General features: G+C 62.7%; 20 protein-coding genes. 11 read left to right on the top strand and 9 right to left on the bottom strand.

Annotation, left to right across the window (positions count from 1 at the left end):
• Positions 1–9: 9 nt before the first annotated feature.
• The 5 genes from MOV63_RS05740 to MOV63_RS05720 form a co-directional block, all read right to left on the bottom strand.
• Positions 10–1,311 (bottom strand): dihydrolipoamide acetyltransferase family protein, encoded by a 1,302-nt coding sequence (locus MOV63_RS05740; RefSeq protein WP_247032410.1) that lies wholly within the window; start codon positions 1,309–1,311, stop codon positions 10–12.
• 3 nt (positions 1,312–1,314) lie between these two features.
• Complete coding sequence (locus MOV63_RS05735) at positions 1,315–2,328, bottom strand: alpha-ketoacid dehydrogenase subunit beta (protein WP_247032408.1); 1,014 nt, start codon at positions 2,326–2,328, stop codon at positions 1,315–1,317.
• Positions 2,329–2,537: 209 nt separating this feature from the next.
• Positions 2,538–3,770: a 3-methyl-2-oxobutanoate dehydrogenase (2-methylpropanoyl-transferring) subunit alpha gene (locus MOV63_RS05730; RefSeq protein ID WP_038544716.1), complete on the bottom strand. Its 1,233-nt coding sequence runs from the start codon at positions 3,768–3,770 to the stop codon at positions 2,538–2,540.
• Between the two features lie 37 nt (positions 3,771–3,807).
• Positions 3,808–4,575 carry an SDR family NAD(P)-dependent oxidoreductase gene (locus MOV63_RS05725; RefSeq protein WP_247032406.1) on the bottom strand — a complete coding sequence of 256 codons (768 nt, stop codon included), beginning with the start codon at positions 4,573–4,575 and terminating at the stop codon, positions 3,808–3,810.
• 10 nt (positions 4,576–4,585) lie between these two features.
• Entirely contained in the window at positions 4,586–5,716 is a 1,131-nt protein-coding gene (locus MOV63_RS05720) for an acyl-CoA dehydrogenase family protein (RefSeq protein WP_247032397.1), read from the bottom strand.
• 186 nt (positions 5,717–5,902) lie between these two features.
• Here MOV63_RS05720 and treZ point away from each other — a divergent pair, with 186 nt between their 5' ends.
• The 4 genes from treZ (at position 5,903) to MOV63_RS05700 (ending at position 12,312) form a co-directional block, all read left to right on the top strand.
• Positions 5,903–7,714, top strand: a complete 1,812-nt coding sequence (treZ, locus tag MOV63_RS05715) for a malto-oligosyltrehalose trehalohydrolase (RefSeq protein ID WP_247032387.1) — start codon at positions 5,903–5,905, stop codon at positions 7,712–7,714.
• A complete protein-coding gene (gene treY / locus MOV63_RS05710; RefSeq protein WP_247032377.1) occupies positions 7,711–10,254 on the top strand; it encodes a malto-oligosyltrehalose synthase in 2,544 nt (847 codons plus the stop codon). Before treZ ends, treY begins: the two co-directional genes overlap by 4 nt.
• Before the next feature lie 448 nt (positions 10,255–10,702).
• A complete protein-coding gene (locus MOV63_RS05705; protein WP_247032370.1) occupies positions 10,703–12,031 on the top strand; it encodes an NAD(P)/FAD-dependent oxidoreductase in 1,329 nt (442 codons plus the stop codon).
• Positions 12,028–12,312, top strand: a complete 285-nt coding sequence (locus MOV63_RS05700; protein WP_038544725.1) for a hypothetical protein — start codon at positions 12,028–12,030, stop codon at positions 12,310–12,312. Before MOV63_RS05705 ends, MOV63_RS05700 begins: the two co-directional genes overlap by 4 nt.
• A gap of 73 nt (positions 12,313–12,385) precedes the next feature.
• On the opposite strand, the gene MOV63_RS05695 is transcribed toward MOV63_RS05700, so the two are convergent.
• The 3 genes from MOV63_RS05695 to MOV63_RS05685 form a co-directional block, all read right to left on the bottom strand.
• Positions 12,386–13,243, bottom strand: coding sequence for an SDR family oxidoreductase (locus MOV63_RS05695; RefSeq protein ID WP_247032368.1), 858 nt, complete (start codon positions 13,241–13,243; stop codon positions 12,386–12,388).
• A gap of 121 nt (positions 13,244–13,364) precedes the next feature.
• Positions 13,365–13,613, bottom strand: a complete 249-nt coding sequence (locus MOV63_RS05690; protein WP_038544728.1) for a hypothetical protein — start codon at positions 13,611–13,613, stop codon at positions 13,365–13,367.
• 101 nt (positions 13,614–13,714) lie between these two features.
• Positions 13,715–14,128, bottom strand: a complete 414-nt coding sequence (locus MOV63_RS05685) for a DUF983 domain-containing protein (RefSeq protein ID WP_247032366.1) — start codon at positions 14,126–14,128, stop codon at positions 13,715–13,717.
• A gap of 205 nt (positions 14,129–14,333) precedes the next feature.
• Here MOV63_RS05685 and MOV63_RS05680 point away from each other — a divergent pair, with 205 nt between their 5' ends.
• Positions 14,334–15,188 carry a glycerophosphodiester phosphodiesterase family protein gene (locus tag MOV63_RS05680; RefSeq protein ID WP_247032364.1) on the top strand — a complete coding sequence of 285 codons (855 nt, stop codon included), beginning with the start codon at positions 14,334–14,336 and terminating at the stop codon, positions 15,186–15,188.
• Between the two features lie 6 nt (positions 15,189–15,194).
• On the opposite strand, the gene MOV63_RS05675 is transcribed toward MOV63_RS05680, so the two are convergent.
• On the bottom strand, positions 15,195–15,497 hold the full coding sequence (locus MOV63_RS05675) for a hypothetical protein (RefSeq protein ID WP_247032362.1): 303 nt from the start codon (positions 15,495–15,497) through the stop codon (positions 15,195–15,197).
• A 164-nt stretch (positions 15,498–15,661) separates the two neighbouring features.
• On the opposite strand from MOV63_RS05675, the gene MOV63_RS05670 reads away from it, so the two are divergent.
• The 6 genes from MOV63_RS05670 to MOV63_RS05645 all read left to right on the top strand — a co-directional run bounded on the left by MOV63_RS05670 (position 15,662) and on the right by MOV63_RS05645 (position 21,365).
• Positions 15,662–17,023 (top strand): amidase, encoded by a 1,362-nt coding sequence (locus tag MOV63_RS05670; protein WP_247032360.1) that lies wholly within the window; start codon positions 15,662–15,664, stop codon positions 17,021–17,023.
• 212 nt (positions 17,024–17,235) lie between these two features.
• Positions 17,236–18,012: an SDR family NAD(P)-dependent oxidoreductase gene (locus MOV63_RS05665; RefSeq protein WP_247032358.1), complete on the top strand. Its 777-nt coding sequence runs from the start codon at positions 17,236–17,238 to the stop codon at positions 18,010–18,012.
• 87 nt (positions 18,013–18,099) lie between these two features.
• The gene (locus MOV63_RS05660; protein WP_247032356.1) at positions 18,100–19,170 is read left to right on the top strand and encodes an LLM class flavin-dependent oxidoreductase; all 1,071 of its coding nucleotides are present in this window, start codon (positions 18,100–18,102) and stop codon (positions 19,168–19,170) included.
• Positions 19,171–19,576: 406 nt separating this feature from the next.
• On the top strand, positions 19,577–20,128 hold the full coding sequence (locus MOV63_RS05655; protein WP_247032355.1) for an AraC family transcriptional regulator: 552 nt from the start codon (positions 19,577–19,579) through the stop codon (positions 20,126–20,128).
• Positions 20,129–20,214: 86 nt separating this feature from the next.
• Complete coding sequence (locus MOV63_RS05650; protein WP_247032353.1) at positions 20,215–20,406, top strand: hypothetical protein; 192 nt, start codon at positions 20,215–20,217, stop codon at positions 20,404–20,406.
• A gap of 257 nt (positions 20,407–20,663) precedes the next feature.
• Complete coding sequence (locus MOV63_RS05645) at positions 20,664–21,365, top strand: GGDEF domain-containing protein (RefSeq protein WP_247032351.1); 702 nt, start codon at positions 20,664–20,666, stop codon at positions 21,363–21,365.
• Positions 21,366–21,403 lie beyond the last annotated feature (38 nt).

The following is a 21,403-nucleotide window of genomic DNA, read 5'->3' as shown; positions in this document are numbered from 1 at the left end:
TCTCTCACCTCACTCCTCGACGAAGATTAGCGCCGGTGTTTCCATCAACGCCTTCAGGCGCTGCACGAATGTCGCGGCATCCCAGCCGTCGATCACCCGGTGATCGAAGCTGGAGGACAGGTTCATCATCTTGCGTGGCACGAATTGCGCCCCGTCCCAATGCGGCCGGACGGCGAGCTTGTTGACGCCGATGATCGCCACTTCCGGATGGTTGATGACCGGCGTCGAGACGATGCCACCCATCGCGCCGAGCGAACTGATGGTGATCGTCGAACCGGACAGTTCCTCGCGCAGCGCGGTACCGTTCTTGGCCGCTTCGCTTAAGCGGGCCACTTCCCGGGCGCAGTCGAAGATGTCGCGCGCCTCGGCGTGCCTGACGACCGGAACGACGAGGCCCGAGGGCGTCTGCGCCGCGATGCCGATATGCACGCCGCCATATTGGCGGATGATACCGGCCTCGTCGTCGTAAAGCGCGTTGATGCCGGGCTGCTCACTGATAGCTTTGACCATCGCCCGCATCAGGAAGGGCAAGATGGTGAGTTTCGGCCGGCCGGGCTTCTGGGTGCCGTTCATGCGGGTCCGCAGCTCTTCCAGCGCGGTCATGTCGACCTCCTCCACATAGGTGATGTGGGGGATGCGGGATTTCGACAGCGCCATCTTTTCGGCGATGCGGCGGCGAAGGCCGACGACCTTGACCTCCTGAACCGCCCTGTTCGGCTGCAGCCCGACAGCGACAGCTCCGCCGCCTCCCTGGCTGTTCAGGAACGTGTCCAGATCCTCATGGGTAATGCGGCCGGCCGGGCCAGTGCCCGGCACTTGCCGAAGGTCGATGCCCGCCTCCTTCGCCCGAAGACGAACGGCCGGCGGCGCCAGCGGCTTTTCTCCCTCGGCACGGGGGACTCCGACATCCCTCGGAACAGATGATGCGGCTGGCTTCTGAGGAATAACCTCAGCAGGCTTCGGCCTTTCCACTACCGGCTCGGACTTCTTCTGCGGTTCAACGGACAAAGCCTCCGGCTGGACCAGCGGAAGCTCGATCTCCGGCTCCTCCTCACCGTCGACGGCCTCGCCCACGGTCCTGATCTTGAGGATGACGGTGCCGGTTGCAATGATGTCGCCGATCTCGCCGTGCCGGAAAGTCACCTCGCCTTCCACGGGCGACGGGATTTCGACGGTCGCCTTGCCGGTCATCACGGCCGCCAGCACCATGTCTTCGCGGACCAGATCGCCGACATTGACGTGCCATTCGACCAGTTCCGCTTCCGCGACGCCTTCGCCGACATCCGGCAGCTTGATGAGTTTTTCCGCCATGTCTCAGGCCTCCATCATGTCGCGCAGCGCCCGGCCGACGCGGGCCGGGCCTGGAAAATAATCCCATTCCTGCGCATGCGGATACGGCGTGTCCCAGCCGGCCACCCGGGTGACCGGGGCTTCGAGGTTGTAGAAGCAATGCTCCTGCACCAGCGCCGCCAGTTCCGCGCCAAAGCCGGAGGTGAGCGTCGCCTCGTGCACCACCAGGCACCGGCCGGTTTTCTTCACCGAAGTGACGATCGTATCGAGGTCGAGCGGCATCAGGGTGCGCAGGTCGATCACCTCGGCGTCGATACCAGTCTCCTCGGCCGTCGCTTCGGCCACATGCACCATCGTGCCATAGGCGAGCACGGTCACCGCCGAACCCGGCCGCCGCACCACCGCCTTGCCAAGCGGCACGACATAGTGCTCGGCGGGCACCTCCCCGAGCGGATGGCCGGCCCAGGAGGTCACCGGCCGATCGTGATGGCCGTCGAACGGGCCGTTATAGAGCCGCTTCGGTTCGAGGAAGATCACCGGGTCGGGGTTCTCGATCGATGCGATCAGCAGGCCTTTGGCGTCATAGGGGTTGGACGGCACTACCACCTGCAGCCCGCAGACGTGAGTAAACAGCGCCTCCGGGCTCTGGCTGTGCGTCTGCCCCCCAAAGATGCCGCCGCCGGTCGGCATCCGCACGGTGATGCCGCAGGTGAAATCGCCGTTGGAGCGATAGCGCAGCCGCGCCGCTTCCTGGGTGAGTTGGTCGTAGGCCGGATACATGTAATCGGCGAACTGGATCTCGACACAGGGTTTCAGCCCGTAGGCCGCCATGCCGATCGCCACGCCGACGATGCCGGATTCGTTGATCGGCGCATCGAAGCAGCGCGTCTTGCCGTATTTCTGCTGCAGCCCCTGGGTGCCACGGAAGACGCCGCCGAAATAACCGACATCCTCGCCGAACACGACCACATTGTCGTCGCGCTCCATGGAGACATCCATGGCGCTGCGGATCGCCTCGATCATTGTCATGCGCGGCATGGGCGGGCCTCCGATATGACGCTGGAGCAAATAACGCTACCGCTCAAGCAAGCAGCCCCCTCACCCGGCCTCCGCTTCGCTCGGCCACCCTCTCCCCGAGGGGAGAGGGTGAACGGCAACGATGCGGCATCTCTCTTCTCCCCCCGGGGAGAAGGTCCCGGCAGGCGGATGAGGGGGAGCCCCAGTCGAAGACTTAGCTCTTTCATCCCTTACACCCCCGCCTGCTGCCGCTGCCGCTTCAGATGCGGCGGCATCTCGGCATAGACGCCTTCGAACATGTCCCGCATCGACGGCCGGCCGCCGGAATGCAGTGTGCCGTGGCGCTCCGCCTCCTTCTGGGCAGCGACGACGGTGTCGCGGATTTCCGCTTCCATCTGGCGATGGCGCTCCTCGCTCCAGGTGCCGATGCGGATCAGGTGGTTCTTCAGCCGGATGACCGGATCGCCGAGCGGCCAGGCTTCGGACTCCTCCTTCGGGCGATAGGCGGAAGGATCGTCGGAGGTGGAATGGGCGCCGACGCGATAGGTGACGTATTCGACCAGAGTCGGCCCGATATTGCGCCGCGCCCGCTCCGCCGCCCATTTGGCGACCGCGTGCACGGCCAGATAATCGTTGCCGTCGACGCGCAGCGACGGCAGGCCGTAACCGAGGCCGCGGGCGGCAAAGGTGCCCGATCCGCCGCGAGCAACGCCCTGGAAGGTCGAGATCGCCCACTGGTTGTTGACGACATTGAGGACAACAGGTGCCCGGTAGGTGGAGGCAAAGACCAGTGCCGAATGGAAATCCGACTCGGCCGTCGATCCGTCCCCGATCCAGGCAGCGGCGATCTTGGTGTCGTTCTTGATTGCCGACGCCATGGCCCAGCCGACGGCCTGGACATATTGCGTGGCGAGATTGCCGGAGATCGTGAAGAAGCCGAACTCCTTCGACGAATACATGATCGGCAATTGCCGCCCCTTCAGGGGATCGGCATCGTTGGAATAGATCTGGTTCATCATCTCGACCATCGGATAGCCGCCGGCAATCAGCAGGCCTGCTTGGCGGTAGGTCGGAAAGTTCATGTCACCCGGGAGAAGCGCCTTCCGGAAGGCGCAGGAGACCGCCTCCTCGCCGAGATGCTGCATGTAGAAGGAGGTCTTGCCCTGCCGCTGCGCCATCAGCATGCGGCTGTCGAAGACGCGCAGCAGCATCATGTGCTTGAGGCCCTCCATCAGTTCCTCGTCGGTCAATGACCCTGCCCAGGGACCGACCGCCTCGCCCTCGCGGTCGAGCACGCGAATGATCGAATAGGCGAGGTCGCGGATTTCCTTCGGATCGACGTCCACCTCCGGCCGCCGCACCGAGCCGGCTTTCGGGATCGGCACATTGGAGAAATCCGGCTTGCCGCCCGGCCGCACTTCCGGCTCGGGCACATGCAGGCTCAGTCTCTGTCCATCCGTCATTCGTTTCTCCTCCCAAAGAACCGATCAAATCAGTCGTTCAACGCGGCGCCATCCTGAGCGCTCCGTCGAGGCGGATCACTTCGCCGTTCAGCATCGGGTTTTCGATAATGTCGCGCACCAGCCGCGCAAATTCCGCCGGCCGGCCGAGCCGCGGCGGAAACGGCACCGACTTGCCGAGCGAGGCACGCACCTCGTCGGAAAAGCCGGCCATCATCGGCGTCTCAAATATTCCAGGGGCGATCGTCATCATGCGTATGCCGTCGCGGGCAAGCTCGCGGGCGATCGGCAGCGTCATGCCGGCCACCGCCGCCTTGGAGGCGGAATAGGCTGCCTGCCCGATCTGCCCGTCATAGGCGGCAACGGAAGCGGTGGCGACAAGCACGCCGCGTTCGCCCTCCTCGTTCGGCTTGGCTCTCGCGATCGCCTGCGCCGCCAGCCGGATCACGTTGAACGTGCCGATCGTGTTGATCTCCAGCGCGCGGGCAAAGCTTTCGAGCGCATGGACGCCTTGCTTTCCGAGCACTTTTTCCGACGGCGCGATACCGGCGCAGCAGATGGCCCCACGGATCGGGCCGTTGGCGGCCTCGGCCTTGGCGACCGCATTTTCGACCGCCTCGCCACTACGGACATCCGTCTTCACGAAGATCGTGCCATTGCCGAGCTCCTCGGCTTTTACCCGACCGCTCGTTTCATCAAGGTCGAGCAAAGCCACGCAACCGCCAGCTTCGACAAGCATTTTAGCTGTCGCGAGCCCAAGGCCGGAAGCGGCACCGGTCACCAGAAAATTTCCGCTTTCGATCCGCATCCCATCCTCCTCAGTTCGCCAGGCCGCGGGCGATAATGATCTTCTGGATGTCGGATGTGCCCTCGTAGATCTGGCAGACGCGGACATCGCGATAGATCCGCTCGACCGGGAAATCGGAAATGTAGCCGTAACCGCCGAGCGTCTGGATCGCTGCGGAGCAGACCTTCTCCGCCATCTCGGAGGCGAACAGTTTCGCCATGCAGGCTTCGTCGAGACACGGCGCGCCGCGATCCTTCAGCCGCGCGGCATGCAGTACGAGTTGCCGCGCCGCCTCGATCTGGGTCTTCGCATCCGCCAGCCGGAAAGCGACCGCCTGGTGGTCGAGCAGCAGCTTCCCGAAGGTCTTGCGCTCCTTGGCATAGGTCAGCGCCACATCGAACGCCGCCTGTGCCATGCCGACGCATTGGGCGGCGATGCCGATCCGGCCCGCCTCCAGCCCCGACAGCGCGATCTTCAAACCGGCGCCTTCCGCCCCGATCCGCTGGCTTTCCGGAATGCGCAAGTTGTCGAACATCAGCGCCGCGGTATCGGACGCCTTCTGCCCGAGCTTGTCCTCTATCTTGGAGACCGAAAATCCGGGCACATCGGTCGATGTGACGAAGGCGGAAATGCCGCGCTTGCCGGCGCTGGGATCGGTTACGGCAAAGATGATCACCGTGCCGGCGATCTTGCCGGACGTGATGAACATCTTCGAGCCGTTGACGACATAGTCGCTGCCGTCCTTCGTCGCCCGGGTTCGGATTGCCGCGGCGTCCGAGCCGGTATCGGCCTCGGTCAGCGCGAAGGCGCCGATATGACGTCCCTCGGCGAGCGGCCTGAGAAACCGTTCCTTCTGGTCGTCGGAAGCGTGCATGTCGAGGAGGGAGCAGACCGGGGAATTGTGGACGCTGACCAGCGTCGAGACCGAGCCATCGCCGGCGGCGATCTCCATCAGCGCGCAGGCATAGGCGACATAAGAACAGCCGACGCCGCCCCATTCCTCCGCCGTTCGCATGCCGAGAAACCCGAGCTCGCCGAGTTGTTTCAGAACGTCCAGCTCGATCGCGTGCGACTTGTCACGCGCAGCAGCTCCGGGTTTCAGCACCTCCCGGGAAAACTCCGCGGCAGTCGAGCGGATAAGCTCTTCCTCCTCAGTCAGCATGCACTGATCTCCTCCCCGAAACCGCCTGCATGAGTGCTAAATTAGGACCGAACCGGGCCGGCGACTACTCCTTTGAACTTGTTATTTGTTACTCTCCCGCGCAATTTTATTGCGCCTATGCCCCACAATGGAACTCGAAGCCTCTTCGGCCGTTTGCCGGTCTCTCTCAACCAGGGGCTGGACAGCATGCCGGAGTTGAATGCCGTCACCGAGTTTCGTGCGTTTCCAAAGACATGGGGCGCCGAATATGTCGCCGCCGGCGAAGTGCGGTTCCGGCTCTGGGCACCCGGCCAGGAGACCGTGACGCTGAGGTTGAACGGCGATGATACCGAGATGAGCCGCAGCGACGACGGCTGGTTCGAGCTGCTCGCCACCGGCATCACCCCCGGCGCCGAATATGCCTATGTCCTTGCCGATGGCATGGTCGTGCCTGATCCCGCCTCGCGCGGCCAGAAGGACGGCGTCAACGGCCCGTCGCTGGTGATCGACCCGACCAGCTACACCTGGCAGCATCCGGAATGGCAGGGCCGGCCCTGGGAAGAAACGGTCGTCTACGAAATCCATATCGGCACGTTTACGGAAGAAGGCACTTTCCGCGCCGCGATCGACAAGCTGCCTTATCTCGCAGACCTCGGCATCACCATGATCGAGGTCATGCCCGTCGCCCATTTCGGCGGCAATCGCGGCTGGGGTTATGACGGCGTGCTCCTCTATGCGCCTCATGCCGCCTATGGTCCGCCGGAGGATTTCAAGGCCTTCATCGATGCCGCACACGGGCACGGGCTGACGGTGGTACTCGATATCGTGCTCAACCATTTCGGCCCGGAGGGCAATTATCTGCCGCTTCTGGCACCCGCCTTCTTCCACAGGCAAAAGATGACGCCCTGGGGCGCGGCGATCGCCTATGACGTCGAGCCGGTTCGGCGCTACATCACCGAATGCGCGCTCTACTGGCTGGAGGAATTCCATCTTGACGGATTGCGTTTCGACGCCATCGACCAGATCAACGATCCCTCCGAAAAACATGTACTGATCGAGATCGCCGAACGCATCCGCGCCGAGATCCCCGAGCGTGCCATCCACCTGACCACCGAGGACAGCCGCAACGTCACATTCCTGCACCCCCGCGACGAGGACGGCAAGGCGCCGCTCTTCACCGCCGAATGGAACGACGACCTTCACAACGCCGTCCATGTCCTGGCGACCGGGGAGACGCATGCCTATTACAAGGACTTCGCCAGGGAGCCGGAAATGCTGGTGGCGCGGGTGCTGGCGGAAGGTTTCGCCTATCAGGGCGAAGTCTCGCCGCAGACCGGTAAAAAGCGTGGCGTATCGAGCCTCGATCAGCCGCCGGTCGCCTTCGTGGATTTCATCCAGAACCACGACCAGGTCGGCAATCGCGCCCAGGGCGAGAGGTTGATCGAGCTTGCAGGCCCCGACAAGGTGAAGCCGCTGCTCGCCATGCTTCTCCTCTCGCCGCATATCCCGCTTCTCTTCATGGGTGAGGAATATGGCGAGACCAACCCTTTCCTGTTCTTCACCGATTTCCATGGCGATCTGGCCAAGGCGGTGCGGGACGGGCGCCGCAAGGAGTTCGAAGGGCATGCGGGCCACGAGGGAGAGACCGTCCCCGACCCCAATGCCAAAAAGACCTTCGATGCCTGCAGGCTCGACTGGAAGAAGCTGGAATCGGCGGACGGCAAGGACTGGCTGGAGTTTACCAAGGCGCTTCTGAAACTGCGGCGGGAGATCGTGGTGCCCCTGCTCGGCTCCGCGGGCGGTCGCTCCGGCAAGGTGCTGAGGATCGACAAGGGCTTCCTCGCGGTCTCCTGGGTCTTCCCGAAAGGCACGCTCTCGATGGCGCTCAACCTTGGCGAAAAGGCGCAGGCGCTGCCGGACATGCCAGGCAAGGTGATCTTTGCATGGCCGGAACAGGCGAAGGACCTGCCCCCCGATTCCGTCCTCGTCCGTTTCGAAGCTGTCGGAGACACCGCATGATGATCCCGACCGCCACCTACCGGATCCAGTTTCGCAACGGCATGACCTTCGATCGCGCCAGCGGACTGGTGCCCTATCTGAAGCGGCTCGGCATCAGCCACCTCTACGCCTCCCCCATCTTCACCGCCACGACCGGCTCCACCCACGGCTATGATGTGACCGACGCCAATGAGATCGACCCCGCGATCGGGGGCCGCGACGGTTTCGAACGCATGGTGAAGGCGTTGAAGGCCGAGGGTCTCGGCCTGATCCTCGACATCGTCCCGAACCACATGGCGGCGTCGCTTGAAAATCCCTGGTGGCGCGATGTCGTCGAAAACGGCGAGAACAGCCGATATGCCCGCCATTTCGATATCGACTGGACCAGGCGCCTGACATTGCCCTTCCTCGGCGACACGTTCGAGAAGGTGCTGAAAGCCGGGGAGATTTCCCTCAAAACCGATCCGAAAACCGGCAACCCGGCCTTGGCTTACTACGACACGTTTTATCCGCTGGCCCCGGCGAATTACGCCGGCCGCGAGACGGAAGTACTGAAGATCACTGATCGCGCCGCGATTGCCAGACTGCACGACCAGCAGCCCTACCGGCTGACGTCCTGGCGGGATGCACCGCGCGAACTCTCCTATCGCCGTTTCTTCGAGATTGCGGGGCTTGCCGGCGTGCGGGTCGAGGATGGCGCCGTATTCGACGACACGCACCGGCTGATCCTCGAACTCGTCCATGACGGCAAGGTGGACGGCTTGCGCGTCGACCACGTCGACGGCCTCGCCGACCCGAAGGGTTATCTTGAACGACTGCGGCAGGAGGCCGGGCCGGATTGTTACATCACCGTCGAAAAGATCCTCGGAGAAGGCGAACAGATCCCGGCAGACTGGCCTATCTCCGGCACGACCGGCTACGAGTTCATCGCAGCCCTCAGCGACGCCCTGGTCGACGGTCGCAAACTGGACGAACTGCGCAGCGCCTATGAAAGGATGACCGGCCAACCGATCGACATGGAAGCAGAACTGCGCGCCGCAAAGCTCCTGATGGCCGACAACAATTTCGCCGGCGAGGTCTCGACGCTGCTGAATATCGCCATGCAGATCCGGCCCACCGGCGACCGCAGGTCCGCGCTATCCGAGGCTGCGGTAAAATCGGCGCTGCGGGAACTGCTGGTCGCCTTCCCGGTCTACCGCACCTATGGCACGCAGGAGGGCATGCCGCCAAAAGGTCGGGAGATGCTGGCAAAAGTTCTGGGCAAGGTGCGCAACGGCCCTAACCCGCCGGACGATGCGGCGCTCGCCTTCCTCGAACGCATCCTGATCGGCGATGTCGAGCATGCCGCAGCCAGCAGCGCGTCGATCTTCCGCACCCGCGTCCAGCAGCTCACCGGCCCGCTGATGGCGAAATCCGTGGAAGATACGCTGTTCTTCCGGCAGCATATGGCGCTGGCGCTCAACGAGGTCGGTGCCGAGCCCCTGCCCCGAGCCTTCTCGCTCGACCGCTTTCACGCGGAAATGCAGACGCGGCTGGAAAGGCAGCCCGACGCGCTGTCGGGTACCTCGACCCACGATACCAAGCGCGGCGAGGATGCACGCGCCCGGCTTTATACAATCACCGAGGCCCCGGACCTCTGGGCCGATGCCGTGGATCGCTGGCGCAGGATCAACAGCCAAGCCGTCCGCGCGCTGGACGACGGACCCGCTCCGGAACCTGCGGTCGAATGGATGCTCTACCAGGTGCTCGCCGGCGCCTGGCCAAACGATCTCCACACCGAAGAAGCAGCAGGCCTCAAGGCGCTGGAGACACGTTTCCTCGGTTATGTCGAAAAGGCACTGCGCGAGGCGAAGCTGCGCACCAATTGGGGCGATCCAAATGAGACCTACGAGAAGGCGGTCCTGGAGTACGCCCGCACGCTTCTGTCACCCAGCAACCAGGCCTTCCTGACCGACTTCACCGATACCTTGCGCCCCTTCATCCGAGCAGGCTTGGTGAACGGCATCACCCAGACGATCATCAAGCTGACGGCGCCGGGCGTACCCGACATCTATCAGGGCAGCGAGGGCCTCGACCTCAGCCTCGTCGATCCGGACAACCGCCGCGAGCCGGATTTCGGCGGGCTCCAGCAGCGACTTACGGAGAGGGAAAAGCTTGCCTCCACCGAGGAGGGAGAATGGCAGAGCGGCCGGCTGAAACAGCATGTCATCGCCACCCTGCTGCGCGTTCGCCAGGAGGCACCGACCTTGTTTCGGCGGGGAGAATATCTGCCGCTCGGAGCGTCGGGCAAGCGCGCTGACAACGTCATAGCCTTCGCCCGCGCCGACATGGACGACGCCTTCATCGTCATCGCCCCGCGGCTGGTGTTCAGCGCGCTGCATGCGGGCCTTGCCCCGTCTCGGTCCGAACGCTGGGCGGAAACGGAGATAATTCTGCCCGAAAGGCTGGGGCACCGCCGCTATCGCGATGTCTGCACCGGCAAGGTCGTCGATCCCAAGGATCGCATCGCGGTCAACTGGGCGTTCGGCGACCACCCCTTCGCGCTTCTGCTGGTGGAATAGCGCCGCTACGTCAAAAGAGCCTCACAAGGAAAAGGCGCCGATCCCGAAACGGATGGCGCCTTATCGATATCCTTCAGCTTTGCTTCCCACCGATCAGCCTATGCCGATGAAGGACAGGACGGCGAGAACGATAACGACGGCTCCAACGAGCCATACGATGCTGTTCATGACTGTCTCCTTTTCAGTTCGCGACAGGTGGAAGCAAGGCTTCCGGCTTGATTACATTCAATAAATCAAGCAAACCCAACGAGGTTCAGAACGGCGATGACAATGACCACCGCGCCGACCAACCAAACGATGCTGTTCATGACTTTCTCCTTTTGATGTCGTGAAATTGAACGGCGACAGGCTTAAAAGGTTCCGGTAAAACATGCCCGGAACAAACGGGCCTGACGTGGGTTGAACGAACGTCTAGCGGGGTCCTGCCCCGCCAAAAGGGTGGGGCAATATGGCCGATGAAACTTTGCACAACGACATGACGGGCGGAGAAACAAAACCACCACGCGTCGTCATCGTCGGCGCCGGTTTCGGCGGGCTGGCGACTGCCGGGGCGCTCGGCAACAGCCCCATCGACGTGACCGTCATCGACCGGCGCAACCACAATCTTTTCCAGCCGCTCCTTTATCAGGTCGCGACCGCCGCACTGTCTCCCGCCGACATATCGGAACCGATCCGCCGCACGCTCGGGCGCTTCAAGAACATCAACGTCATGCTGGCGGAAGTCACCGGCGTGGATGCGGCGGCGAAGACCGTGATGCTCGACAACGGGACGTCGGTCCCTTACGACCGCCTCGTCATCGCCACCGGCTCGGACTACAATTACTTCGGCCATGACGACTGGCGAGCCTGGGCGCCGGGCCTGAAGACCATCCACGAAGCAAGGTTGATCCGCCAACGCCTGCTGCTCGCCTTCGAGAAGGCCGAGCTTTCCCATGATCCAGAAGAAAAGAAGGCGCTGCTCACCAGCGTTATCATCGGCGGCGGTCCGACGGGCGTCGAAATGGCCGGCGCGATCGCCGAGCTCGGCCACTTCATGATCACCCGCGATTTCCGCAAGCTCGAGCCGGATCACATGCGGGTCATCCTCATCGAAGCCGGCCCGAAGATCCTCGCCACCTTTCCCGACAACCTCACCCAATACGCCCTGAAGGCCCTGGAGAAGGCCGGCGTCGAGGTGATGACCAATCTGGCCGTCGAATCCGTCACCAAGGACGAGGTCATCGCCGGCTCGCAGCGTTTCCGCACCAGCTGCGTCATCTGGGGCGCGGGTGTCAAAGCCTCGCCCGCAGCCAGATGGCTCGGCATCGAAGGCAAGGCGGGAGGGCGCATTCCGGTCGAACCGGACCTCTCCATCACCGGCTTTCCGGATATCTTTGCGATCGGCGACACGGCGCTGGGGCTTGCGGAAGATGGCAAGCCGCTGCCGGCGCTCGCCCAGGTCGCCAAGCAGCAGGGGCAATATCTCGGCAAGGCGCTGCGGGCGAGACTGCTGGACGGCAAGGCGCCCCAGCCTTTCCGGTTCCGCAATCGCGGCAATACCGCCGTCATCGGCCGCGATGCCGCGATCTTCGATTTCGGCAAATGGACGCTCAAAGGTCGGGTCGCCTGGTTCCTCTGGGCGCTCGTCCATGTCTACCTGCTCGTCAATTTTGAAAAACGCCTGCTGGTTAGCGTACAATGGATTTGGCGTTACCTGACCCAGCAGCGCGGAGCGCGGCTGATCGATGAAAATGCCGCGACCTCGGTTCCGTCTTCCACGCAAAGGACAGAGACATGAACACCGCCAATCCGCAGCTCGAAGGCCTCTATCTCGCCGTTGCCGCGATCAATCGGCTTCTGGTCGAAAAGGGTGTCGTCTCCCATGCCGACATTCAGAGCGCCCTGCAGGCGGCCGAACGCACCGTGCTTGCCGACGACAAGCCGCTCGCAGTCTCGACGTCCCATCAGAAGGCGATCGCATTTCCGATCCGGCTGCTGCTTCTGGCAAACGAAGCGAACGAGCAAGGCACCAAGTTCTGTTTTGAGGATCTGGCACGGGAAGTCGGCCGCCGCACCTGAGAAAATGTACCCGCCAAACATGAACGGCGGCGTGGGCCCACGCCGCCGCTGTTGTCGTGGGAGGAGAGCTTAACTACAGGATGGGCTTGCCGCCGGTGACGGCGATGGTCGTACCGGAAACGTAGCTGGAGAGCGGATCGGCAAGCATGACATAGGCCGTCGCCAGCTCGGCCGGCTGGCCGGGACGTTTCATCGGCACCTGCTTGCCGAATTCCTTCACCCGGTCTTCCGTCATGGTGGAGGGGATGAGCGGCGTCCAGATCGGCCCGGGTGCGACCGCGTTGGCGCGTATGCCCTTTTCGGCCAGCAGCTGTGCGAGGCCGGCCGTGAAATTCTGGATCGCGCCCTTGGTGGTCGCATAGGCGAGCAGCGTCGGGCTCGGACTGTCGGAATTGATCGATGCCGTGTTGATGATGGCGCTACCCGGCTTCATGTGGGGTACCGCTGCCTTGGTGAGATAGAACATCGCATGGATGTTGACCTGGAAGGTCAGTTCCCATTCCTGGTCGCTGATGTCGCCGATGTCGGAAAACGTGGCCTGATGAGCGGCGTTGTTGACGAGGATATCGATCCCGCCGAACTCCTGGACCGCCTTGTCGATGATCGCCCGGCAGTGCGCCGCGGTCTTGATATCGCCCGGGACCAGGACTGCATTGCGGCCGGCCTTTTCGACCAGGCGCTTGGTATCCTCGGCATCCTCGTCTTCGTCCAGATAGGAAATCAAGAGATCGGCGCCCTCGCGCGCATAGGCGATCGCCACGGCCCGGCCGATGCCGCTGTCGCCGCCTGTGATCACCGCCTTCTTGCCGGCCAGCCGACCGGAACCGCGGTAGGAGAATTCACCGTGATCCGGAACCGGATCCATGCGCCCGGTAAAGCCCGGCATCGGCTGCTGCTGTTCGGGAAACGGCGGAGTGGGATACTGGGCCATCAAAATCTTCCTTGTTGTCGAGATCGCGAACTGATCGCCCCAACTGGCCTCGTCTGGAGTTGTTCCCAATCAAAATGCACAATCAAAAAAGAGAAAATGCGACGCGACCCCACCTTTCGGCTCACGCCCCAGGGGTGATTGCTCCGTCGCCCCGCCGCAGGCGTTTCAGCTGATTGACGATCCGCAGCGAGCTTGCAGCCCGCGCCGCCGAAAAATCCGAGCTCTTCGACAGGATTTGCAACATGTCCTCCGCCTCGTCTGCCGAGATGGTGCCCCGGGCGGCGAGGCCGTCGATCAGCATGAGCATCGCTCCCTCGACCGCGAGCGACCTTCGGCGCGTTTCCATTTCGATTTCATCGGCATCGGACATTGCAGGCTCCTTGAACTGTCACCTGCCGAATGGTTTGCAGAGAAGATTGTTCCTCATCTTCCGGCTCGGTTTTAACGCGAGCCCCGAAGTCCTTCCGTCGGTCAGCCGCCGTTCTCGCCGTCAACGGGCGATGATGGCTCCCGGTCGACCTTGCCGGGGCCTGCCTTGTAAAAATACTGGCTCGCGACCAGCCAACCCTTCAGCGGCCGCATCGGCGCAAGGCAGGTGATGAGCAGGAAAGGAAGCGAGATCAGCAGATGCACCCAGAATGGCGGCTGGAAACTGGTCTCGATCCAGACAGCAAGCGCAATGCTCGGAATGCAGCCGAAGCACATCACGAAAAAGGCGGGACCGTCTCCGGGATCAGCGAAAGAATAATCGAGGCCGCAGACCTCGCAGGCCGGCCGCATCGACAGGAACCCGTTGAACAGATGCCCCTGGCCGCAACGCGGGCAACGGCCGCGCGGGCCGGTGCTATAGGGAGGAAGAGGCGCCCAGTTCGCGTCATGGGACATGGAAATCTGCCTTTCGTGACAGGAGACAAAATATGTTTTCCGGATAGTTATCCGGCAGACCTTTATAACAAGTCGTTCCCTGCCGGGCACAATCTCGGCTTTTGAGGCTCGGCACGAAACTTCTGTCATCGATCTATGGCAGGCAGCTCCAAAACAATAGTCTGGCGTCGATCGAATCGCTGCCCTTCACCTTAGACGGAATTTCATGGCTTCAGAATTTTCAGGCCTCGGCATCGCCCATCAGGGTCATTTCACCCGGCTGAAGTGGCATCGCCTGCGCCGCAGCTTCAAGGACCCGCTGTTTTCCGCGCGCGTCATGGTGGAAGGCTTTCGCCTTGGAGCATCGACCGAACTCGACCTGCGCGTCCGCGCCGATGGCGGCTTTGTCGTGCTGCACGACGAGGAGCTCGAAGGTGAAACCACCGGCCACGGCCTCATCCGTGATACTTTGCCCGAAACCATCCAGGGCCTAACGCTTCTGCAGGGCGGCCATCCGCCGATCCTCAGCGAGGATCTCGCGACGATGCTTCAAACAGCGCATCCGGACGCCCTGCTGCAGTTCGACATGAAGGACGGGATGGAGGCGATCGGCGCACGCGGCATGGATCATCTCGCCGATCATTTCGGCAATGCCGGCTCCTCGATCATCGTCAGCGGCGCCGATCTCGATCTTGTCGTCGCCATCAAGCAGAGACTGCCGGGCCTCAAGCGCGGCATCGACCCGACCGGCAAGCTCATGGAGATCTATCACCACCAGGGCCTCAAGGCCGTCGAAACGGATCTGCGCGCCGATATCGCCGGCCCGACCGAGCCTGACACCATCTATCTGCACTGGCCGCTGGTGCTGCAGGCGGCCAAAGATGGGCTCGACCTGATCGGCCTCTGCCACGATGCCGGCAGGCTGGTGGATGCCTGGACCTTCAATCTAAAGAACCCGGACGCCGGGTTCGACGAGGCCGAAGCCCGCAGCTTCTCCGCCCTGATGGCGCTGAAGCCGGATCAGATCACCACCGACGAACCGGTCGCCACGGAACGTGCCTGGGCGACGATTTCCGGTTGAAGTTCATCAATCGTCCAACCCGAACGGATCGCGAAACACCCGCCGGTTGACCAGCTTCAGGCTGCGGTCCGGCTGGATGATGTAATTTTCCTCGACCCGCTGGCCGAGTTCGTTGCGGAACTCGTGCGGCACGACGCTGCCGATCGGCGCCTTGGTGAGCTTTGTGCGCGGCTGGCCACGATAGGTGATGCTGCCGGGGATCGGCCGGATGCCCGGACCGATGTCGATTGCTCCGGTGGTTCCGCCGCCGTCCGTGCTGCAGCCGGCAAGCGCGATCACGAGACCGGTTATGGCGATGATGTTTCTCATGGGCTGATCCTTCCCGATGTCCCGCCGATGCGGTGGACTCACTGAACTTCGCGGATATGCGGGAGGTTCCATACCACCTGGCGAGCCGATAAATCCTCTACCCATCGCCAAAATATCCGATACATCTGTGGGCCGCCAGTAACGCAATGGGGAGAATGACAGCCGTGACGAAAACCTTTGGAGCGATGTCGATCGCCGAGCTTTCCGCGCTCATCCAGATGGGCAAGGTCGATCCGATCGAGGTCACGGAAGCGGTCCTCTCAGGTATCAAGGCCTACCCCGACAAGGCCGTGTTCATCTCGCTTCTCGAGGATCGCGCTATGGCGGAAGCGCAAGGCTCCTCGAAGCGCATCAAGGAAGGCCGTTCGCTCGGCCTGCTCGATGGCATCCCGATCGCCTGGAAAGACCTCTTCGACATCGAGGGACTGGCGACCACCGCCGGCTCGAAAGTCCTGAAGAAGGCAAACCCCGCAGCGAAGGACGCAGCGATCGTCGACCTGCTGAAACAGGCTGGCATGGTCGCGGTCGGCCGCACCAACATGAGCGAATTCGCCTTTTCCGGCATCGGCATCAATCCGCATTACGGTACGCCGCACAATCCGCATGGCAAGGATGCGCCGCGCATTCCCGGCGGCTCCTCCTCCGGTTCCGGCGTCGCGGTCGCAGCTGGCCTCGTGCCCGTCGCGATGGGCACCGATACCGGCGGCTCGATCCGCATCCCGGCGGGTTTCAACGGCATCGTCGGCTACAAGGCGACCCGCGGCCGTTATGCGATGAACGGCGTCTATCCGCTGGCGACCAGTCTCGATTCGCTCGGCCCGCTTTGCCGGACGGTGCAGGATGCGGTCTGGGTGGATGCGGCTATGCGCGGGCTCGCAGCACCGCAGACGGCCCGCCAACCTGCCCGCACCTTCGATATCGTCATCCCCACCAATATCGTCTTTGACGGCGCCGAGCCGGGCGTGGTGGCCGCCTTCGAAGCGGCGATCGAGCGGCTGGCAAAGGCCGGAGCCAGGATCACCCGCCTCGCCTTCCCGACCTTCGACGAACTCCCGAAGCTGATGGTGAAATACGGTCCGATGGTGACCGCCGAAGCCTTCGCCCTGCATCGCGAGAAGCTGTCGGGACCGGATGCGGAGGAGATGGACCACCGTGTCGTCGCCCGCACCCGCCTCGGCGAAAAGACCAGCCTGTCCGACTATATCGCCATCGTCGAGAACCGCGCCCGGATGATCGCCGAAACCGAGGCACTGATCGGCGACCGCTTCGTCGCCATGCCCTCGGTCGCCCATGTGGCCCCGCCGATCGCACCGCTTGAAAAGGATGACGAACTGTTCTTTGCGACCAACGGCAGGACGCTGCGCAATACCGGCTTCGGCAATTTCCTCGACTGGTGCGGCGTCTCCATCCCCTGCGGCACCGGCGATGCCGGCATGCCGGTTGGCTTCCTCCTGTCGGCCAATGCCAATTGCGATGAAACACTGCTGCAGGCCGCGATGGCCCATGAGGAAATCATCCGAGGGTAGGAATGCTGGAGCCGGATCGGCTCCAGCAGACATCGCCGTCTCGGCAAAGCCGGCAAAACGTGCCAGGCGCGCCGCATGGAAGAGTTGCCTCCCTGCGCAGCTAACTAAGGAACCGTTTCCCCGTAACCGCGATCGCGGCAGTTGCCTTTTGCTTGTTCCAATATCCTCGAGAGCCTAGCCTCTCCCCTGGATTTTGAGGAAAGCAGCGCACCATGCAACTCGATTTGAACGGCAAGACGGCATTGATCACGGGCGGCTCCAAAGGCATCGGCCTTGCCTGCGCCCAATCTCTCCTGTCCGAAGGCGCGCGCGTCGTCATCTGCTCGCGTTCCCAAGAAAATATCGATGCGGCTCTGGCAAAACTGCCCGGCGCGATCGGCTTTGCGGCCGATCTGATATCGGAAAACGAGGCGCTGTCGCTCGTCGACAAGATCGAAGCCGACGTGGGAGCGCTGGATATTCTCGTCAACTGCGCCGGCGCCGCGCACCGCACGCCGCCCCAGGACCTCAGCCCGGCCCACTGGCGTGCCGCGATGGACGCCAAATATTTCTCCTACATCAACGTCATCGATCCGGTGGTCAAACGGATGGCGGCCCGGCAGACGGGCGTGATCGTCAATGTCATCGGCGGCGGCGGCAAGGTCGCATCGCCGATCCACCTTCCGGGCGGGGCCGCCAATGCGGCGCTGATGCTGGCGACCGTCGGCCTTGCGAACGCCTATGCCGCCAGCGGATTGCGGATCATCGGCATCAATCCCGGCAATACCGAAACGGAACGAGTAACCGAGGGCCTTCGGGCAGAGGCGGCACTCCACGGCATCAGCGAACAGGCGGCGCTCGAAAAGATGGTCCAGCGCATCCCTCTCGGCCGCATGGCGACGCCTGACGAGATCGCCAACGTCGTCACCTTCCTGAGTTCGTCGAAGGCAAGCTACGTCACCGGCGTCGTGATCGGCATGGACGGCGCCCTCAACCCGATCGTCGTCTGACGGAACCTCTCGGACCCCGGCCGGCGTGCGCCACGCTGCCTTCCACTCATTTCCCTATTTCAGTCATTAGAGATGCAGGTCGATAACATGAGCAGCAATTCCGAGTTCCTTTGGTATATCCCGAACGATGTCAAAGCCGGCCATCGCGGCGATTCCTCCGCCGAGAACCACAACAGCCTGGAGACGCTGACCAACCACGCCAAGGCGCTGGAGGAGCATGGCTGGAAAGGCGCGCTCGTCGGCACCGGCTGGGGCCGGCCGGATACGTTCACCATCGCAACCGCTCTTGCCGCCCGTACCACCACCTTCGAGCCGCTGATCGCCATCCGTCCGGGTTATTGGCGGCCGGCAAACTTCGCCTCGGCGGCGGCCACGCTCGACCACCTGAGCGGCGGCCGGGTGCGGGTCAACATCGTCTCGGGCCAGGATAACCTCGCCGCCTATGGCGACAGCGAGGGCGATCAGGCGCATCGTTATGCCCGTACCAAGGAATTCATGCGGCTGGTCCGCCGGCTGTGGACCGAAGAAAACGTTACGTTCAGGGGCGAGCATTTCCAGGTCACCGGTTCCACGATCGAGCCTCGCCTTCAGCCCCGCGGCGACCGCAAGCACCCGAAACTCTATTTCGGCGGCGCTTCCGACGCCGCCGAACGGGTGGCCGCAACCGAAGCCGATATCCAGCTTTTCTGGGGTGAACCGCTCGACGGCGTGCGGGAGAGGATCGAACGGCTGAAGGCACTGAGCAGGCAACTCGACCGCGACCTTCCTCCGCTTCAATTCGGATTGCGGATCACCACCCTCGTCCGCGACACGACCGAACAGGCCTGGGCCGATGCCGAGGCGAAGGTCGCCGAGATGGCCAAGGGCAAGGCCGGCAACTGGAACGACCACGGAAAGCCGGTCGCCGTCGGCCAGCGCCGGCTGCTCGAACTGCACGAGCGCGGCGATGTCCTCGACGACAACCTTTACACCGCACCCGGGAAATTCGGCGGCGGTGGCGCCGGCACCACCTGGCTCGTTGGTTCAGCGCAAGACGTCGCCCGTTCGCTGCGCAGATACGAGGATCTCGGCATCACCCATTTCGTGCTCTCCGACACGCCTTATCTCCAGGAGATCAAGCGGCAGGGCGACCAGTTGCTCCCGCTTTTGCGCCGCTGACGCGAAACGCCGGTTATTGCGGAACCAGTCGGTCTCTCCTCCGCCGTCAGGCCTCCAGACCAGCGTTATCTCATCGAAGACGACGGGCATTCTTCGACTGAAGCGGCGCCGCCGGCACTTCACCGACTGACAAAGAAAGCAACAGCTCCGGAACCATCGACCCGGAGCTTTTTTGATGTGGTGCGGGGCAGACACGCAGGCTTCCGAAGGTGGCAAGACAATTTCCGTGCGTCCCGGTCATACCTTTGGATAGGGGGAACAGTCCCCTTGTTCAATAGTCTCACCGCCTGCCTCGGCGTTAAAATTCCGATCATCGATACGAGCCGAGGGGCATCCCCCCATTTGCCTCCCTTCGACGTCGCGCCGACCCGAGATCAAGCACACTGAGAGTGAAGGAGACTTAAGGATGCACTCCCCACAGCCCGCGAAGGCCCAGTCCGCCACCCCCTCGACAAGGCGCGACGACGTTTCAAGGTTTTGGGCGTCCGAGATCGACCTTGAAGGACTTGTCACCAGGCCGCCCATGGGCGATCCGGATCACTCCGGATCCGATCCGGCGCTCCGCCAGATCGCCGCCGGCGGCCTCACTCCCTGGCAGATGCGCAACGTGCAGACCTATGTCGACATGTATCTCCGCTCGACAATCCGCATCGAGGCCCTGGCAACTCTCTGCAACCTCAGCAGCGGCCACTTCCAGCGCGCCTTCAAGGCAAGCCTTGGCGAGACACCGCACAAATACGTCACCCGCATGCGCATGGAAACGGCCTGCCGGATGATGACCGACACCAACGAGCCGCTCTGCCAGATCGCCCTGGAATGCGGCATGACCGACCAGGCGCACCTCACCCACAGTTTCCGCCGCCTGTACGGAATTGCTCCTAATGCATGGCGAAAACAGATGCTGCGCGAAAGGTCTGGACAGAGCGGCCATGAGCCGGTCACTGTCGCGCTGAACTGACCAAATCGTCCGAATTTGCGGCGGCGCGGCTGCCAAGCCGATCAAAGGTGCCCCTGGCTGACGGCATTCCATCACAGGAGAATATCATGGCCCAGGAGCACCTGGATGCGGTAGAAGCGGCAATCGAAAACCTCGTGAAGCGCAGGCGCGAGCTCGTCGCAGCCCTTGTATCGAGCATCACGCAGACCCATACTGACGAGCTTCTGAGGGCGCAAAGCGCCTTGGAAGCGCTCTATCACGCAAAGGCTGACGAACATCAGCGGATGCCATCCATCTAGGAAACTGGCGGCATCAAGGAAATTTGAACCAATGCCGGCTCTGCGCCAACGGCATCGGCGATAGGCCTCCCAGGCCAGCGATCCGGTTGATCGTGGCGATCAAATTCTTCGTACCCTGTTAAAATACCATAGGATTTATTCACCCGGTATTTCACGGAATATCTCAAAGATAGAGACCACCACAAAAGCTCCGCCAACCGATGACCCTGTATTCCCGTTTTCGCCAAGCTTTAATCATACCGCATATCAAGACGGCAATGCTCCGCACCCTCGCGGCTGCGATTGGAGCGATCGCGATTGTTTGGGTATTGAGCCTGCTTGTTCCCCAACGTCCGTTCTGGGTGGAACTGACAGCCGTGGCGTTGATATCGGCCGCTGTTACATTTCCGCTTCAATTGGCGCTTTATCGGCGTAACGAAGCGCTTCGTGATACCCAAGAAGAGCTTCGGCAGGCGCTCGGTCGTGCCCCCGTCACAGGCACGATGCGCGCCGGCGAATTTGCGAATTCGGTCGAGCATGCGATAGAACGCAGACGCATAAGCAGCACGGAAAGCTCCGATGGTGTCTTGCTCGTTCTCAGGATTGATGATTTCGATGCGATCGATCGCCGTTACGGTCCACAATGGGCTGATACACTGCTTCAATCGATGGTCCGGATCGTATATTCCTCCGTGCGTTTTGGTGATCTCGTCGCCCGCCTTGCCTCGGACGAACTCGGCATCTATCTGCCCGGCACGTCAACGGAAAATGCCGGCAAGATCTGCGAGCGTATCCGCATGCAGATAAGGGAAACCACGTTCACAGCCGGACAGGAGCGGCAGATATCGGTGACGGTGCGGCTTGGCGGCACCAGGGTCGAGCACCAAACCGACTTTCAGGCGCTGCGCGAGGCTGCCAACCGAGCCGCCATCGCGGAGGAGGAAGCCGGCTCGCCCCTGTTCCGGGAGCGGTTTTCTTGAGCGGGAAACCCTAGCGTCTGCCCCTCATATTCGGCCTT

The sequence above is a fragment of the Neorhizobium sp. SHOUNA12A genome (genome assembly GCF_023006505.1).
Lineage (GTDB): Bacteria > Pseudomonadota > Alphaproteobacteria > Rhizobiales > Rhizobiaceae > Neorhizobium.
This window is presented reverse-complemented; position numbering and strand designations above follow the sequence as displayed.

What these genes read in the sequence shown, in the direction of transcription:
- MOV63_RS05685 (WP_247032366.1), bottom strand. Translation starts at nt 14,128, where the DNA reads ATGTCCCATGACGCGAACTGGGCGCCTCTTCCTCCCTATAGCACCGGC.
- treY (WP_247032377.1), top strand. Translation starts at nt 7,711, where the DNA reads ATGATGATCCCGACCGCCACCTACCGGATCCAGTTTCGCAACGGCATG.
- MOV63_RS05735 (WP_247032408.1), bottom strand. Translation starts at nt 2,328, where the DNA reads ATGCCGCGCATGACAATGATCGAGGCGATCCGCAGCGCCATGGATGTC.
- MOV63_RS05680 (WP_247032364.1), top strand. Translation starts at nt 14,334, where the DNA reads ATGGCTTCAGAATTTTCAGGCCTCGGCATCGCCCATCAGGGTCATTTC.
- MOV63_RS05675 (WP_247032362.1), bottom strand. Translation starts at nt 15,497, where the DNA reads ATGAGAAACATCATCGCCATAACCGGTCTCGTGATCGCGCTTGCCGGC.
- MOV63_RS05730 (WP_038544716.1), bottom strand. Translation starts at nt 3,770, where the DNA reads ATGACGGATGGACAGAGACTGAGCCTGCATGTGCCCGAGCCGGAAGTG.
- MOV63_RS05700 (WP_038544725.1), top strand. Translation starts at nt 12,028, where the DNA reads ATGAACACCGCCAATCCGCAGCTCGAAGGCCTCTATCTCGCCGTTGCC.
- MOV63_RS05695 (WP_247032368.1), bottom strand. Translation starts at nt 13,243, where the DNA reads ATGGCCCAGTATCCCACTCCGCCGTTTCCCGAACAGCAGCAGCCGATG.
- MOV63_RS05660 (WP_247032356.1), top strand. Translation starts at nt 18,100, where the DNA reads ATGAGCAGCAATTCCGAGTTCCTTTGGTATATCCCGAACGATGTCAAA.
- MOV63_RS05650 (WP_247032353.1), top strand. Translation starts at nt 20,215, where the DNA reads ATGGCCCAGGAGCACCTGGATGCGGTAGAAGCGGCAATCGAAAACCTC.
- MOV63_RS05645 (WP_247032351.1), top strand. Translation starts at nt 20,664, where the DNA reads ATGCTCCGCACCCTCGCGGCTGCGATTGGAGCGATCGCGATTGTTTGG.
- MOV63_RS05740 (WP_247032410.1), bottom strand. Translation starts at nt 1,311, where the DNA reads ATGGCGGAAAAACTCATCAAGCTGCCGGATGTCGGCGAAGGCGTCGCG.
- MOV63_RS05725 (WP_247032406.1), bottom strand. Translation starts at nt 4,575, where the DNA reads ATGCGGATCGAAAGCGGAAATTTTCTGGTGACCGGTGCCGCTTCCGGC.
- MOV63_RS05705 (WP_247032370.1), top strand. Translation starts at nt 10,703, where the DNA reads ATGGCCGATGAAACTTTGCACAACGACATGACGGGCGGAGAAACAAAA.
- MOV63_RS05655 (WP_247032355.1), top strand. Translation starts at nt 19,577, where the DNA reads ATGCACTCCCCACAGCCCGCGAAGGCCCAGTCCGCCACCCCCTCGACA.
- MOV63_RS05690 (WP_038544728.1), bottom strand. Translation starts at nt 13,613, where the DNA reads ATGTCCGATGCCGATGAAATCGAAATGGAAACGCGCCGAAGGTCGCTC.
- treZ (WP_247032387.1), top strand. Translation starts at nt 5,903, where the DNA reads ATGCCGGAGTTGAATGCCGTCACCGAGTTTCGTGCGTTTCCAAAGACA.
- MOV63_RS05720 (WP_247032397.1), bottom strand. Translation starts at nt 5,716, where the DNA reads ATGCTGACTGAGGAGGAAGAGCTTATCCGCTCGACTGCCGCGGAGTTT.
- MOV63_RS05665 (WP_247032358.1), top strand. Translation starts at nt 17,236, where the DNA reads ATGCAACTCGATTTGAACGGCAAGACGGCATTGATCACGGGCGGCTCC.